General features: G+C 52.5%; 13 protein-coding genes. 7 read left to right on the top strand and 6 right to left on the bottom strand.

The window, feature by feature from the left end; translation table 11 throughout:
• The first annotated feature begins 136 nt into the window (after positions 1 to 136).
• From AC4QZR_RS07535 to AC4QZR_RS07525, 3 genes are all read left to right on the top strand, one after another.
• Positions 137 to 709 carry a YMGG-like glycine zipper-containing protein gene (locus AC4QZR_RS07535; protein ID WP_494480345.1) on the top strand — a complete coding sequence of 191 codons (573 nt, stop codon included), beginning with the start codon at positions 137 to 139 and terminating at the stop codon, positions 707 to 709.
• A 109-nt stretch (positions 710 to 818) separates the two neighbouring features.
• On the top strand, positions 819 to 1,280 hold the full coding sequence (locus AC4QZR_RS07530; protein ID WP_494480344.1) for a YybH family protein: 462 nt from the start codon (positions 819 to 821) through the stop codon (positions 1,278 to 1,280).
• A 337-nt stretch (positions 1,281 to 1,617) separates the two neighbouring features.
• A complete protein-coding gene (locus tag AC4QZR_RS07525; RefSeq protein ID WP_494480343.1) occupies positions 1,618 to 3,702 on the top strand; it encodes a T9SS type A sorting domain-containing protein in 2,085 nt (694 codons plus the stop codon).
• A gap of 142 nt (positions 3,703 to 3,844) precedes the next feature.
• Here AC4QZR_RS07525 and AC4QZR_RS07520 read toward each other — a convergent pair whose 3' ends face one another.
• From AC4QZR_RS07520 to AC4QZR_RS07500, 5 genes are all read right to left on the bottom strand, one after another.
• On the bottom strand, positions 3,845 to 5,077 hold the full coding sequence (locus AC4QZR_RS07520; protein ID WP_494480342.1) for a nucleoside recognition domain-containing protein: 1,233 nt from the start codon (positions 5,075 to 5,077) through the stop codon (positions 3,845 to 3,847).
• Positions 5,078 to 5,169: 92 nt separating this feature from the next.
• Entirely contained in the window at positions 5,170 to 6,618 is a 1,449-nt protein-coding gene (locus AC4QZR_RS07515) for a M14 family metallopeptidase (RefSeq protein ID WP_494480341.1), read from the bottom strand.
• Between the two features lie 98 nt (positions 6,619 to 6,716).
• Positions 6,717 to 7,151 (bottom strand): hypothetical protein, encoded by a 435-nt coding sequence (locus AC4QZR_RS07510; protein ID WP_494480340.1) that lies wholly within the window; start codon positions 7,149 to 7,151, stop codon positions 6,717 to 6,719.
• Positions 7,152 to 7,302: 151 nt separating this feature from the next.
• A complete protein-coding gene (locus AC4QZR_RS07505; protein WP_494480339.1) occupies positions 7,303 to 7,869 on the bottom strand; it encodes an SAM-dependent methyltransferase in 567 nt (188 codons plus the stop codon).
• A gap of 171 nt (positions 7,870 to 8,040) precedes the next feature.
• Positions 8,041 to 9,453: an APC family permease gene (locus tag AC4QZR_RS07500; RefSeq protein ID WP_494480338.1), complete on the bottom strand. Its 1,413-nt coding sequence runs from the start codon at positions 9,451 to 9,453 to the stop codon at positions 8,041 to 8,043.
• Positions 9,454 to 9,540: 87 nt separating this feature from the next.
• Between AC4QZR_RS07500 and AC4QZR_RS07495 the strand changes: the two genes are divergently transcribed.
• The 4 genes from AC4QZR_RS07495 (at position 9,541) to AC4QZR_RS07480 (ending at position 15,025) form a co-directional block, all read left to right on the top strand.
• Positions 9,541 to 11,196, top strand: coding sequence for a trypsin-like peptidase domain-containing protein (locus tag AC4QZR_RS07495; protein ID WP_494480337.1), 1,656 nt, complete (start codon positions 9,541 to 9,543; stop codon positions 11,194 to 11,196).
• 9 nt (positions 11,197 to 11,205) lie between these two features.
• Positions 11,206 to 11,952: a DUF72 domain-containing protein gene (locus AC4QZR_RS07490; RefSeq protein ID WP_494480336.1), complete on the top strand. Its 747-nt coding sequence runs from the start codon at positions 11,206 to 11,208 to the stop codon at positions 11,950 to 11,952.
• 158 nt (positions 11,953 to 12,110) lie between these two features.
• Positions 12,111 to 14,540: a TonB-dependent receptor gene (locus tag AC4QZR_RS07485; RefSeq protein WP_494480335.1), complete on the top strand. Its 2,430-nt coding sequence runs from the start codon at positions 12,111 to 12,113 to the stop codon at positions 14,538 to 14,540.
• A gap of 86 nt (positions 14,541 to 14,626) precedes the next feature.
• Positions 14,627 to 15,025 (top strand): DUF983 domain-containing protein, encoded by a 399-nt coding sequence (locus AC4QZR_RS07480; protein WP_253403460.1) that lies wholly within the window; start codon positions 14,627 to 14,629, stop codon positions 15,023 to 15,025.
• A 108-nt stretch (positions 15,026 to 15,133) separates the two neighbouring features.
• Here AC4QZR_RS07480 and AC4QZR_RS07475 read toward each other — a convergent pair whose 3' ends face one another.
• Positions 15,134 to 16,015: a DUF3078 domain-containing protein gene (locus tag AC4QZR_RS07475; RefSeq protein ID WP_494480334.1), complete on the bottom strand. Its 882-nt coding sequence runs from the start codon at positions 16,013 to 16,015 to the stop codon at positions 15,134 to 15,136.
• Positions 16,016 to 16,135: the final 120 nt, after the last annotated feature.

The following is a 16,135-nucleotide window of genomic DNA, read 5'->3' as shown; positions in this document are numbered from 1 at the left end:
GTGATTTAGTAGTGTTATACCTCCGGGATTAGAACTGTTTTACTGCGAAAGGAAAAGTGATTTTTATTGAACTGGCACGCAACTTGTAAATACCCTGTCAACAGAGTTTAATGTTTTTAATAAAACTTAAAGAGTTATGAAAAAGATAAGCTATATCATGAGCCTGGCACTGATGGCATCAGTAGCTTTTGGCGGATCGGCTGAGGCGCAGGAAAAAAGAACTGGTTGGAGCCCTCAGGCAAAAGGTGCAGTGATCGGTGCCGGTACAGGCGCCGCAGCAGGTGCCATTATACATAAGCGTAACCGTGTAGTAGGTGGTGTTGTAGGTGGTGTAGCCGGTGGCGCCGTAGGTTACGGTGTAGGAAAGGTTATTGACAACAAGCAGAAGCGCGAGGCGGAAGAGGCCCGTATAGCTGCCGCCGAGAGAGCGGCCGCAGCCCAGCGTGCAGCAGCGGCAGAACGGGCAGCGGCTAACAGAGCAACTGTTGCCAAGAGCACTCCGGCTCCGGCTAAAAGAACCCCTGCTCCGCAGTCAAGTTTGGTAGCGACTCCAGCTGAGACAGCAGCAGCCAACTCATTGGCGATGATGTATGCTTCCGAAGAGGGGCCAACTCCTCAGGTAGTTTACGCCAACTTCCTGCCTAACCTGGACTATGGTGACCGCAGCAAGCCTTACTTTACTTCTGAGGTTCGCAGAAAGAGTTGGTAACACGTTTACCCTATACCTTCTCCCGGCACAAAGCCGGGAGAAGGTATAAATCCAGCGGCGCATTTTTTACGTATGGCGTCGAGGTTTATTAACCTAAATTTTAGAAATCATGAAAAATATACTTTACACTTTTTTTGTCTTGTTCTTTCTGGCTTCCTGTGCGAAGTCGGAGGGAGGCGAGTCGGTGGATGTCCGGGAGTTGAACCAGGAGTTTATCAGTGCCTGGAATGCTAGGGACTCTGACAAAGTAATTTCGATGATGGCCGAAGATGTGCAGTTTCTACAAGGCGAGGTCATCTTCCGGGGCAAATCTGAAGTGTCGGATAAGTGGGTGCGCGAAACAATGGGCACCATTGCCGACCTGAAAACCTACCCGGTAAGTTCGGGTACTGATACGCATATTGCCTACGAAGCCGGAACATTTTCGGTAGACGTACTACCAGCTAGTCCCGGCGAACCCCGCGGACTTGGCGAGGGCAACTTTATGCTGCTCTGGAAAAAAGTAGAAGACGGCAACTGGAAGTTAAGCTACGCACAGCTGGAAGGACACCCGGTTGTGGCCCGAAATTAACTGCGTTAAATAGATTACAAGCGGCTGTTCTGAAAAGGGCAGCCGCTTTTTGTTTTTACCCCTACAAAAGTAATGCTGGCGGGTGTAGGCATGCCATCTACTTGTAATACAGCCTCAGTCGGGAAATAAACATCTAGAGCTCAAACTTATTATATTTTTTAATGGTATAGTAATATATAAAGACAAGTTAGAATACCTGCCTGCTGACCGCATAATCCACTTCTCAGCGATACTACACCCTTTCTTTTTACTCCTATGTAACTGTATCTGCAGTTGTGTTTTGGAATTTATCGCTTTCCGACCCCTTTCGAATATTTGAAATCTTAATTAATAATCTATGAAAACGAAAAATTTTTACAAAAAACTCCAAGGGGGACACGGTCACCTTCTTATGCTTTGCTGCACACTTCTGCTTTCGATCCTTTTTGGGTCTCCAGCGCAAGCAGAGGAAATTGAATGGGACAGGACACTGGGAGGGGACAACTGGGATAGGCTCAGGCACATTGAACAAACCTCCGATGGGGGGTACATACTGGGGGGCACTTCCCTTTCCGGACAAAGCGGTCATAAGGGTGAGCCTTCGCGTGGCGACAGCGACTACTGGGTCGTAAAACTGGATGCGGAAGGCAATGTGGAGTGGGACAGGACCCTCGGAGGAAGCGGTCTGGATGAACTTGGAGCCCTGCAGCCGACCAGAGACGGGGGCTATATACTGGGAGGTACCTCTGATTCAGGTATAAGCGGAGACAAGACCGAAGTTTCTGAAGGCGGACGTGACTATTGGGTAGTGAAACTGGATGCGGACGGCAATAAGGTATGGGACAAGACCTTTGGGGGAGACGGTTCCGATGGGCTCTCTGATATACAGCAGACCAACGATGGGGGCTACATCCTGGGGGGCACCTCTACCTCGGGTATAAGCGGCGATAAAAGTGAAGCCTCCCGGGGCGAGGGCGACTACTGGGTGGTGAAGATAGACGCGAACGGCAACAAAGAATGGGACAGAACGTTCGGCGGCGACAGGTTGGATAGCTTCTCCTCACTGGACCAGACGGCCGACGGAGGCTATATCCTGGGCGGCACTTCCGATTCTAACGCTTCGGGTGACAAGAGCGAAGGCTTTAAGGGGGGGATGGATATCCTACTGGAAGCCTTTGACTACTGGGTGGTGAAGCTGGATGCAGAAGGAAACAAAGTGTGGGACCGGACCATCGGCGGTCATAACTGGGATAGCCTCCGTGAAGTCAGACAGACTGTCGACGGAAGCTATATTTTGGGTGGCTCGTCTGTCTCCGGCATCTCGGGGGATAAGAGCGAGGCACATCTTGGAGGCGAAAGCGACTACTGGGTAGTAAAGCTGAACGCGCAGGGCACCAAGGAGTGGGACAGGGCCTTTGGAGCAGAGAAAGACGAACAGCTGGCCACATTGCTTGAGACCCCTGATGGAGGCTATCTGCTCGGAGGCACCTCTTATGCTGGCGACTTTGGGGGCACGACTGAGCCCGGGGAGGACGATTTCTGGATCGTTAAGATCAACGCAGCCGGAGGCAGGCAGTGGGATAAGTATATCGGTGGAGATGGAACGGATGTGCTTACCTCTATGGACCATACCGATGAAGGTGGCTACATTCTGGGCGGAAGCTCCACTTCGGGTGTAAGCGGAGACAAATCGGAACCTAATCAAGGCCTTTTCGACTATTGGGTAGTTAAACTAAGCCCCGAGCCATCATGCACACCTCCTTCGCCTGTTGTTTCCATAGTGCCGACCTCAAATGTGTACACCGGCGGCGACCCCGCTTCCATCTACCTGGGCTACGGCCCGCAGAGTGTGGAACTGGTGGCATCTGGCACAGAAAGGTACGAGTGGAGCCCAACCACCGGCCTGAGCGACCCTTCAGTCGCAGACCCTATCTTTACGCCTTCAGCTGCTGGCACCTATACCTTTACACTGATGGCTTACAATGGCACCTGTTCGGCCACGACTACGGTTACCATTACGGTGGTGGATGTGCGCTGCGGCAAGGGTAAAGTGCTGCTCTGCCACAAGGGCAAGCAGATCTGCATCTCCACCTCAGCTGTAGCAGCGCATTTGCGCAATCATAGGGAAGACAGGCTAGGCAGTTGCTCATCCGAGCCAGTGGAGGAGGAGATAGGCACTATAACGCTTTCGCTGAAAGTGTTCCCGAACCCTTTCCGTGATTGGACTAAAGTGGAGTTCTTCCTTCCAGTGAAAGGTACTTTCAGGATAGAGCTCTACAGCGCCAACGGCAGAATGTTGGGAGTGGTGGCTGAAGGGCAAGGGCAGAAAGGTCATCTGGTAAGCAGGGAGATACGAGCAGAAAAGCTGCGGGAGGGGGTTTACTACCTCAAACTGATTACTTCGCAGCAGATTCGCACGGTACGGCTGGTGCTGAAGAAGTAAAAATGTAATAAGTAATCTCCTCTACAAGTGTACATAAGCTGAAAACAGCTCTTGTAGCCCTATAAAACAGAACGCCCCTCTAAAATGTCGTAGAGGGGCGTTCTGTTATGTTGCGCAGGTATAGTCCTGACAGCTGAAAAGCTTAATGGAAGAAAAGGTAAGCGATAAAGATGGCCGCAAGTATGCCAGCTAAGTCAGCAATAAGGCCACAGGTGAGGGCGTAGCGGGAGCGTTTGATGCCAACAGAGCCAAAGTATACCGCCAGGATGTAGAAGGTCGTTTCGGTTGACCCCTGGAAGACAGAAGCCATGCGCCCCACAAAGGAGTCGGCTCCGTAAGTAGTCATCGCTTCCACCATCAGTCCACGGGCACCGCTTCCGCTCAGCGGTTTCATGAAAGCAACAGGCAGGGCAGGTACAAAATCAGTATTCACTCCCGTCAGGGCAATCAGATAACCTATACTGTCCACGATCATGTCCAGGGCGCCCGATGTACGGAACACGCCAATCGCCACCAGGATCGCTACCAGATAAGGTATAATAGTGATCGCAACTGAAAAGCCCTCCTTAGCCCCTTCAATAAAAGCTTCGTACACGTTCACCTTCCGGAAAAGCGCCAGCCCCACAAACGAAATGATGATAGAGAAAAGAATCACGTTACTCGCCACTTGGGATATGACGCTCACTTGCTCCTGAGAGATCGTGCTGAAGTAATAAATTAGCCCCACAATTAGCAGCAACAGCGTACCGATGTAGGCCAGGATAACAGGATTGAATAGGTTGATGCGCTGGTATATGGCCACCGCAATCAGGCCTACCGTGGTGGAGAAAAAGGTGGCCAGTAGGATAGGTATAAAGATATCGGAAGGATCGGCGGCGCCCAGTTGCGCCCGGAACACCATGATGCTGATCGGTATAATCGTGAGTCCGGAGGTGTTGAGTACCAGGAACATGATTTGTGGGTTGGAAGCCCGGTCTTTGATCGGGTTGAGCTCCTGCATCTCTTTCATGGCCTTCAAACCTAGCGGTGTAGCAGCATTGTCAAGCCCGAGCATGTTGGCCGAGAAGTTCATCAGAATAGAACCGAACACAGGGTGATTTTTCGGGATCTCGGGGAAGAGTCGGTTAAAAAAAGGTCCTACCAGTCTGGCAAAAATGGCGATGATGCCGCCTCGTTCACCTACTTTCATCAACCCCAGCCAAAGCGTCATCACACCGGTCAGGCCGAGCGAAATCTCGAAGCCGAGCTTGGCGTTGTCGAAGGTACTGGTGACAAGTCTCTGGAAAATCTCCACATCGCGGAACACGATGAGCTGGAACAAAGCAATGGCGAAGGCGATCAGGAAGAAGCCCGCCCAAAGATAATTTAATACCATGAAGTGAAGGTTGGTCTGGAATCAGTCTGTAAGATACAAACTGATTCGAAAACCGGGCAGAGTTTAATTGACAAATTTATTCGAAAGCAGACTTAGTGCAGTAAACCATGATACAGCACTGGCCGCTCGCCCTGCAGATTGTAGAAAAAACCATTCAGGATGGCATACCTTGCCTCCCCTTGCTCATCTTTCAGAATAAAGTTGGCCGGCTCGTCAAGCGCCAGTTGGTGGTTCACGAAGCTGTCCATACCTGTCACGTTGAGCGGGAGCGAAGTAGGGTCGGGGAGCACGCCGGGCAGGTGGCGCACCCGGATGGTGGTATAGCCCTGCCGGAGCAGATTAGCCGCAAACTCTATGGTCAGCTCGTCCAGGCTTTCGATGGGCTGTTCGCATACCTGGCCGGGCACCAGCGTGAGGCCCGTGGCGTCCAGTTCTTCGTAGCCATGGAATACACTCATGTCGCCAATTTCATCTACCGCACTGCTGTGGTAAAAGCCGAGGTGGTTGGGGGAGTCAATTTCCAGGCGGTTGATGCCGATATCGAGTAAAGTATCGCGGCCATTTTCGGTATAGCGGACGTACCGCAGCACCAGATCGTAAAGATGTCGTTGATTTTCAGGTATACGGTTGTAGCCTTCCAGTTCAAAGGCTTTGTATTTTCCCTCCGCAATCAGGTATAGCCCCGATAAGATGGCCGTAAAATTGAGCTGTCGAATTTGCTGCTTTTCCGGGTCACCGTGCTGGCCACCCGATTCCACCAGAATCACGCTGGTACCCCATTTTTGGATATTGTCGCCAAAGGCCCGGGGCTCATGCTCGTCATTGAACTTGGCCACCTGCCCGGGTATAAACTGCTGCAGCACATGGTCCATGCCGGCAATGGTGCGCATGGCCCGCTCACGCACCGTGTTGATGCTGCGGGCGTGGTCATAAGCTGGGGCCAGAAAAGAAATCGTGGCCGGACGAGCCGTATAACCAGCAGTATAGTAGCGGCTCTGGTCGTGCAGGTTGAAACCGAAGGCAGGCTCCAGCTCGTCGCGCAGTTTTTTCAAAAGCACCGACTCCGGACTCTGCAGGCGCAAGGCATCGCGGTTCATATCTATACCTAAGGCGTTGCGACGGTTATACAGCTCGGCCCCATCCGGGTTGAGCATCGGCACGATGTAAAGGGTCAGGTGCTCGAGTAGGTGCTTGCGTACCGGGTCCAGTTCGTCCGTCTGGCTGAAAAAGTGCAGCAGATCGAACAAGGCCATGGTGGCGGTAGGTTCGTCGCCGTGCATCTGCGACCAAAGCAGGACCCGGGTTTTGCCAGTGCCCGCCTTGATGAGGTAGATCGATCGGTTTTGCACCGAATGGCCGGCCACCTGCACATCGAACAGAGACTTTTCCTGCAACTGTTCGATCAAAGGTATAATATCGCGGTGCCGGAAGCGCCTGTGCTTCAGGGCGGGTTCCTTATACCTGTTGTGACTGTTATAAAGCTGTTGGCCCAGCAGCTGTAGAGCGGCTGGCAGGTTCTTGTTTGAAGGTATCGTATTCATAAAGAAAATTTGAATGCTCTCTAAAAAAAGCGCCTCCCGCTCCAGGGTTATACCTGAAAGGGGAGGCGCTGCCCTATGGGGCTATACCTGTTGATAACTTAGTTAGTTGGCCATGCATTCCAAGGAATACGCGCCAGGATCAGGATTAGGGCAATCGTATAGAAAATCGCGATGCTGCTGAAACGCTTTTTGTCATTCTGCAGGCGCTTGGAGCGGGCATAACCCACCGTGATCAGCACCACGGCGATGATCATGGTCAAGGGGTGCTCCAGGATGTACAGTCTGGAAGTAGAGTCCTTCATGAAGCCTTCTGTCGCATTACTAATTCCCAGGGGCGATACAAAGTATAGGATCACGCCGATCACCCACTGCAGGTGTGCCGGTATAAGACCCAACAGGCCTCTTTTTCTATCCTTGTCTGTGAACGTCTTGTTGCCAGACATACCCATAAAGGCGAAGATAATGCTGATGATCAGACCTAGCAGTACCAGATAGGTCATAAAAGAGTGCAAATGCTGTATTCCTGTATACATTTCGGAGAAAGTGTTTAGTGTCGGCTGTAAATATAGGAATTTAATTATAAACTCAGATAGGCAATCCCTATTTCAGAGCACCCATCAACAGGCAAAAGAAAACCCCGCACACACGAAATGCACGGGGTTTCCGGGTAAGGTATAGTCGCGATTACTTGCCTTTGCCCATCTTTTTATTTGCGGGCACAGTCCACAGGTAGATGGTAGAACCGTCGATCACCTGCGTCTCCTCAGGCTCCCAGTCGCCCATGTCAAAGGCGTGGGACACAATGCGCGTACCTGGCTTCAGCTGCTCGAGAAGCACCGGACGCAGCTTCATGTTCACGTTTGGTAGTAGGTATAGCGTCACCACCGAGGCCGGTCTGTAATCCACCTTAAACAGGTCCTGCTCTACAAACTTTACCTTGTTGGTCACACCGGCCTCACGCGCATTTTCATTGGCTTCCTGAATGCGCTCCGGGTTTATGTCGAAACCCATACCTGTGGCCCCATGCTCCTTTGCAGCCGTGATCACGATACGGCCGTCACCACAGCCCAGGTCATATACCACATCATCCTTCGACACCTTCGCCAGTTTCAGCATGGCGTCCACCACCTTCTGAGGAGTAGGCACGTAAGGCACATCCAGTTTAGGGGCCGTGGTCGTGGTCTGGGCGAATGCCGCTGCGGCGAAAAGTGTCAGCACGAGCGTGCATAGCGAATGTCTGATTGCTCTCATCTTGTTTTCATTAAGTTAGTGACTCATTTCAGAAAAATACCAGGTATCAGGTGAGCGGTTTTGATTGGCTTGACGCGCGCACAGGCTGTATTTACGTGCAGCGGCAGCAGGAGTTCTTTATTCTGGCATTTTATCTAGATTTTAGTAGGATCCATTTAAGCGAAGGGGTGTTTAGGTTGCCGGTTCTTTTGGTTTCTGGATACGAGGTATAGCCAGGAGCACCAGCACACCCACCACCAGCACACCTATACCTACCAGAGCTCCCATACCAGTGTACATCAAACTAGAATAGAACAGATAAGCACTCGTGAGGCAGAATATGAGCGGGGTGATGGGGTATAACGGCACCTTAAAGGGTCGCAGGCGCTCTGGCTCCTTGCGGCGCAGCACAAACAAAGCTATACCTACCAGCAGCAAAAAGAACCAGAAAACCGGTGCCGTGAACTCGACCATCGTCTCAAAACCGTTGCGGGTGAAAAGGGCCAGCCCGACCAACGCCAGCGACACAAGCCCCTGTAGGACATAGGCATTCACCGGTGAGGATGCTTTGGTGTTCCATTGGCCCAGGTAACTGAAAACCGGAAAGTCGCGACCCAGCGCGTAATTGGTGCGTGCCCCGGTCAGGATGGTAGCGTTAACCGAAGTGAGTGCGGCAAGCACCACAATGCTGCCGATCAGCACCATCCCATAGTCGCCGATGGTCACCTGCGCGAGGTCGGCAGCTACCGCATCAGAGGAGGCCATCCCTTCCAAGCCCAGCACATGCAGGTAGGCCAGGTTAATCAGTAGGTAGATCAGGGTGATGATGGCGATGCTGGCAATCAGGGCGGTGGCCATGCCCCGGCGGCCGGTTTTGAGCTCAGCCGATATGTACGCCGCCTCGTTCCAACCACCAAAGGTGAGCAGCACGAAAACCATGGCCAGCCCCATGGAAGTGCCGTTGCCTGTGGCCGCGTTACCCGCTGCTACCGCTTCATCGGGTGTGAACAGGAAGGCTGCCCCCAACACAATCAGGATGCCCAGTACCTCCAGTATGATCAGAAAACGTTGCACACCCGCTCCGAATGTGACGCCTGCAATGTTGATGGCCGTGAGTAAAACTATGACCAGCGCGGCATAGAACACCGATGAAAATTCCCCGATGCTGTAGATCTGAGCCATGTAATCGCCGATGATAAAGGAAAGCAGCGCAATAGAACCGGTCTGGATGACGCTCATACGTGCCCAGGCAAACAAAAAAGCCAACCGCTTCCCGAACGCTCTCGTCAGGAAATGGTAATCGCCGCCGGCATGCGGAAAGGTAGTCGTCAGTTCGGCGTAGCAGAGTGCCCCGATCAGTGAAACAAGTCCACCCAGCAACCAGGTGGTCAGGAACATGGTGCCGCTCTCGACATTGGCTGCGACCAGCGAAGGTGTCCTGAAAATACCGGCCCCGACCACAATGCCCACAATCACGGCGATGGCGTCGAACATGCTGAGGGCGGGGCGAGGCTCCGCTTTGGGCTTTTCTTCGGTCAGGGCTGGGGCCTCGGTACTGGCCAAGGCCGCTTCTGCTGCGGGGAAGTCTTCGTTCAGGTTAGGCATAGTTTTACAGCTAGGTATAGGTAGGTATAAGCTTAATAGCCTCCGACCCACTGTTTACGGACAGCAACAGGATTTAAGTTGTAAACCATGCGCTTTTTTAAAGAGTACATAGTAAAGAGTGCGGGTGCCGGATTCGTTTCAGGTATAGCCCGTGCCATCCATCATGTAGCTATTAAACAAAACATTATGAACTCTAATCTGCCTTTCAGCCAACCCGGTCGTATGATAATCGGTAAAGCAAGTGGTAAAACGTCAATATTTATGGGAAAAGCTGTCGGCACCTTTCTAATTGCCATCCTGTCTGCCGTGCTCGCCATCGTGGGGTATAAATTCTTCGAGGGCGAGGCTGTGCAAAACGGGAACTTCAACAATAATTCTAATTCTACTGCCCTACCAGCGGCGTCCTCGGCTGGCAACCCGGACTTTGTCCCGGCTGCGTCCAGCGTGACGCCTGCCGTGGTGCACATCAAAACCGAATACGAAGCCGGGCAAACCAGCCGTAACCCGATATATGAGAAGTTCGGGATGCCCCAACAGAATACGCCGGTACGGGGCTCGGGCTCGGGGGTGCTGATTTCCAAAGACGGCTACATCGCCACCAACAACCACGTGATAGAAGGGGCATCCGGTATTATAGCGGTGTTGCCCGACCGCCGTTCTTTCCAGGCGAAGCTGATCGGTACAGACCCCAGCACAGACCTGGCCCTGCTGAAAGTGGAGGGAGAGGACCTGCCGGTGGTGCCGCTTGGTGACTCTGACAAGGTGCAGGTAGGAGAGTGGGTGCTGGCGGTGGGCTATCCGCTTACGCTCAACTCAACGGTAACTGCCGGTATTGTCAGCGCCAAGGGCAGGAGCATCGGCATCCTGAACCGACCAAGCCAGGGTGGCTATGTCGATCCGGCGCAGGCGGCCAACACCGCCATTGAGTCTTTTATCCAGACGGATGCAGCCATCAACCCGGGCAACTCGGGTGGCGCGCTGGTGAACACTTCCGGCCAACTGGTGGGCATTAACACGGCCATTGCCTCTCAAACGGGCAGCTATGCCGGCTATGGTTTTGCCATACCTGTTAACCTAATGCAGAAAGTTGTGGGCGATATCCGCAAATTCGGACGGGTGCGTCGCGGTTTTCTGGGTGTGAGCTTCCCGGTGCCGGCTGTGGAAGACGAGCTGTTGCGTTCGCGCGGCATCGACCCGGGTAAGGTGAGCGGCGTGTACATCATGGGCGTGCAGCCGGGCAGTGGCGCCGAGAAGGCCGGTCTGAAGGAAGGTGACATCATTCAGGGTATAGACGGCAATGACGTGCTTACCTCAGCAGAACTATCTGAGCGTATTGCCCGCTACTACCCCGGCGACAAAGTGGAACTGAACCTGCTGCGGGATGGCAAGCAGCGCAAAGCCACCGTTACCTTACAGGGCGAGGAAGAAGAAACAGTAACCGAAAACGGCGCCAAAGGATTGGAAGCCAGGCTGGGAGCCAGTTTCGCCCCGCTCACGGACCGCATGAAGCAGCAGTACCGCCTGAGCGAAGGCGTATACGTCACAAAAGTGGAGCCCGGCGGCTTCTTCGATTCGGCAGGTATACCGGAGGGTACTGTGATCGCGCGCGTGAATGGCCGCCCTGTCAGTAGCCTGGCTGACATCAGCAAATCGCTGGCAGCCTCCCGAAGCGGTATGGTGCGGCTGGACGGCATTACGCCAGACGGAACGGCCTTTGTGTTCAACTTCCCGCTGGGTGCATAAGGTGGCTGCATGACGGATTTAAGTAAGCTATACATCGGCACTTCCGGCTGGAGCTACCGCTGGCGGGAAGTGCTCTACCCACCCGAATTGAAGTCGGCGGACTTCCTGAGCCATTACGCCACCCGCTTTAACTGCACCGAGATCAACAGCAGCTTTTACCACTTCACCATGGCCAAAACCATTGAAAAGTGGCTGGCACAGACACCGTCGCATTTTAAGTTTGCTCCCAAACTCAACCAGGAGATCACGCACAGGCGCAAGTTCCAGGATATAGAGGAGCCGCTGCAAAAGTTCATGTCGCGCTACTTGCTGATGGGCGAACGGCTGGGGCCGGTACTGGTGCAGATCGCGGGCAGTTTCCGTTTCGACAAAGGTATAGCAGGCGATTTTTACCGTACCTTGCGCGAGCTATACCCGAATCAGACCTTTGCGCTGGAGGCCCGGCATGTGTCGTGGTTTACAGATGAGTCTTTTGAGCTGATGCGCGAGTTCAACATCACCACCGTCATCGCCAATGCCGGGAAGCGATTTCCGGGCACCGAAGTGACGACCACCGACCTGGTATACCTGCGCCTGCATGGCGACGAGAAAATGTATGCCTCGTCCTACTCCGACGAGAAGCTGGAACGCTACGCCTACATGGTGAAAGACTGGCTGGAAGACGGTAGGGAGGTATGGGTTTTCTTTAACAACACTATCCTGGGCAATGCCGTGCTCAATGCCGACAGGCTACGACAATTTGTGACCGAACTGTGATTTTTCAAGGGAAAGAATAAACGCTAAGTGTTTAGACATTAATGGCTTGTATTGGGGTGTGAAGCCTTGAGAATCTAGCGACTAAAAATATATAGTGTTTTCAAAACATTTCAGGTGCAAGTGTGTAATACCTGCGATATCATGTAGTTTATTCAGCCATGCGTTTATTTTTATTCTTCTTACTTTTTATACCTACACTCAGCTTTGCACAATCGGGAGTGATAACAGGTATTGTGCGCGATGCCAATACCAATGAGGCCCTGATCGGGGTTTCGGTGCAGGTAGTGGGTGCACAATTGGGCACTGTTACCAATGAGAATGGCGCCTACCGGATCGATAACATTCCGTTGGGAAGCTATACCTTGCAGAGCTCTTATATTGGCTACCAGCAGCTGAGTAAATTCAATGTGAACGTAACGTCGGGCAATGCCCAGATCATCAACTTTGAGCTGGTGCCGGCATCGAGTCAGTTGGGCGAGGTGCAAGTGGTAGCGCGGCGCCGGCAGAGCGCAGCCATCGCCGATATCGTGACGCCGCTGTCGGTGCAGAGCCTGAGCACAGAGGAGATCCGCAGCAACCCGGGCGGTAATTTCGACATCTCGAAAGTGGTGCAGGTGCTGCCGGGTGTGGCCACCAGCGGCACAGGCGGGGGCAGTCGCAACGACCTGATCATACGGGGCGGCGCACCAAGCGAAAACGTGTATTACCTCGATGGCATCGAGATCCCGCTCATCAACCACTTCACTACGCAGGGCAGTGCCGGCGGCGCGACAGGTATACTGAACGTGTCATTTATCGAGGATCTGAAAGTGAGTTCTTCCGCTTTCGACGCCCGTTACGATAATGCCCTGGCCTCGGTGTTTGAGTTCAGACAACGCTACGGTAACCCGGAGCGTTTTTCGGGCAATGTACGCCTGAGCGGTTCAGAGTTCGCGGCCACGCTGGAAGGACCGATTTCCCCTAAAACTACCTACCTGGTGTCCGCTCGCCGCAGCTATCTGCAGTTTCTTTTTAAGTTACTCGACTTACCCATCAGGCCTAATTACTGGGATTTCCAATACAAAGTAGACCATAAGATCGACAACAAAACTTCGCTTTCCTTTATCGGGGTGGGTGCAATTGACGAGTTTGCCTTTGGGGTGCCACGCAAAAGCACGCCAGAAAGCGAGTACATTCTGCGCTCTATACCTTCCAACAACCAATGGAACTACACAACCGGCGTCGCGATGAAGCGACTCGTTAATGATGGCTACGTGAACCTGGCGCTGAGCAGAAACGCTTTTAACATTGACTTGGAGAAGACGGAGGCGGCACAGGAGGGAGGCACTCCGCAACCTACCCTCCAATCAAATTCACGTGAAACCGAGAACAAACTGCGGCTGGATGTGAACAAGTACCAGAACGGTTTCAAGTATGCCTACGGGGTATCTGGTCAGTATGTGCAGTTCACCAACGACATCTTCAGTTTGATCCGCAACGAGGTACGTGATGAGAATGGCAATTTGGTGGAGCCTGCTGTTACGGTTAACTATGATGCTAATCTCGACTTCTTCAGGTATGGCGCCTTTGGGCAGGTATCGCGCTCGGTACTGAACAACCGGCTTGGTCTGTCGTTTGGTCTTCGCACCGACATGAACTCTTTTACCGACGAGGGGCGCAACCCCTTGAAAACACTTTCGCCGCGCCTGTCGGCCTCATACCTGCTCACCGACAAATGGACGATCAACGGCTCGTGGGGTACCTACTACAAACTGCCTACCTATACCGTGCTTGGTTATCAGGAAAATAATGATTTTCTCAATCGTTCTGCCGAATACATTCAATCGATCCACTACGTGCTGGGTACCGAATTTCTGCCACGCGAAGATCTGCGCTTTACCGTAGAGGGCTTTTATAAAGACTACAACAATTACCCGGTTTCCTTGCGCGACGGCATTTCGCTGGCTAACCAGGGAGGTGATTTCGGGTCGATTGGCAACGAAGCGGTGAGCACTTCCGGAAAGGGCAGGGCCTACGGAGCTGAGTTTTATGTGCAGAAAAAGCTGACAGGAACGGTATTCGGTGTGCTGTCCTATACCTATGTGGTGAGTGAGTTTGCGGGCACCGATGGCCGCTATGTGTCCAGCGCCTGGGACTACCGCCACCTGGCTTCTGGTTTGCTGGGCAAGAAGCTGCCGCGCAACTGGGAGTTTGGAGCCAAGTACCGCTATGCGGGCGGTGCACCTGCCACGCCTTTCGATCTGAAGGCCTCACAGCGCAACTACGCTTCGCTGGGTGTGGGAATCCTTGACTATACCCGCCTTAACTCAGAGCGCCTGCGGCCGTTCAGTCAGCTGGATGTGCGCATCGACAAAAAGTGGAATTTCAACCGCATCACCCTCGACCTGTTTCTGGACATAGCCAATATGCTGGGCAGCAACACGCCGGGCTTCGACCGCTATACCTTCCAACGCAACGAGGAAAACACCGGCTTTGCCACCACAGACGGCAATCCGCTGCGCCTGGACGGAGGCAATGCTATACCTGTCATCCTCAAAAACGACGATGGTAACCTAGTGCCAACACTTGGGTTTATAGTGGAGTTCTAAAGTCGGAAATCCAGCTCGCTGGTGCGCTTTCCTTCTAAATTTCGTACCTTTGGGCAGAAGGTTGTTACATCAGACAAGGAACCAGCATGAGCCAGAAAAAATCCGCTTTATACAGCATATTCTTTAACCGATGCCCACGCTGCCGTGAGGGCAAAATGTTCAAGGGGGGCCTCTATACCACCAAATTCGCCGACATGCACGAGAACTGCCCCTGCTGCGGACAGGAGTTTGAACCAGAGCCCGGTTTTTATTATGGCGCCATGTATGTTAGCTTCGGTTTTAATGTAGCCATCTTCGTTGTATCGCTCCTTATCCTGTCCCTGTTTGTAAAAGAAATCACGATGGCCATGATGATCGGGGTGGTAGCTGCTGTGGTGGTCGGCCTGTTGCCTGTCATTTTCAGATGGTCGCGATCGCTCTACATTCACATCTTCGTGCGCTACGAAGGCCCCTGCAGTGAAATACCTAAAAAGGTGCATTCATAATCTGGTCTACCGAGAGACAAACAGCAAATTCGATTATCTATACCTTTTAAATAAGTGAGAGCACCCCGGAAATACTAGGGTGCTCTCGCTATTTACCGGACTGGTAGATTAGTTTACCGTAAAGCCCTGCATGGTATAGAGGATGCCCAAACCCAGTGACTGGTTATACTGCACAGCGCTATCCTGGTCGTAGTCGTAGATGAAGTTCGCCATAATGTTGACGTTGATGTAGCGGTTTACCTTGGCTGTCAGCACGGAGTTGAACATGTGATCGATGCGCTTACCAGACAGCTCCTTGTAATTGATATAGGACATGTAGTTCAGCCTCAGGTTGACGTTCGTGAAGATGTCGCGGTTGTAGCTTGCCTGCACCATTGCGGCGAGCCATTCCGTACGCACGCTCTTGCCTTCCGGTACGCCGTAGCGCTCATTCGCTGCCACATTATCATCTGCCAGAAACGTGAAGCGGGGCGCAAAAGGGCTTAGGCGGAGCGAGAAGTAAGGGTTTGGTTTATACTCAGCTCCCAATGCAAAGGTCAGAAAACCAGGCGACAGAAAGTTAGAGATCAGGCGGTCGGTACCGTCGGCATCCACATCGTACTCATAGCCTTTGGTAAACTGCGACAGAAAGTTCGCCGACACAAAAGTATTCCAGTCAGAGGAGATCGCGTAGCCATACTTGGAATCGAGAAAGATACGGTCGATGCTCTTGCGCTGTTCTTCCCCCTTGTTTTTGAGCATGCCATACTGTAGCTGCACGGCATTGTCCCAGGAAGTTTTGCCCAGTTTGTAATCCGCGTGAGCATCCACGTTGGCGTTAAAGGCGATAGAGCTGATGCCGCCCGCTTTCCAGTTGTCGCTAAAAGCAGCCTGGTTGAGGTTTATACCACCTGCAAAGCTGCGACGCCAGGTGGTGTCGGGCTCGACCTGTGCCTCTGCTGAAGACACAGTGAGTAAAATGATCAGGAAGGAAAGTAGAATTTTCTGCATGTGTAAGCTTTGATGTATGAAATGATTTTGAATAGAATACGAAATTGACATAGGTATAGAGCTATGATTTTTGAGTTGCTATATAGCGCTTACGCAATTTTGCAGGTATAGGTATGATTT

The sequence above is a fragment of the Pontibacter sp. YIM B11418 genome (genome assembly GCF_059278805.1).
Note: the sequence above shows the minus strand (reverse complement) of the source record. Positions and strands in the feature narration are given on the sequence as shown.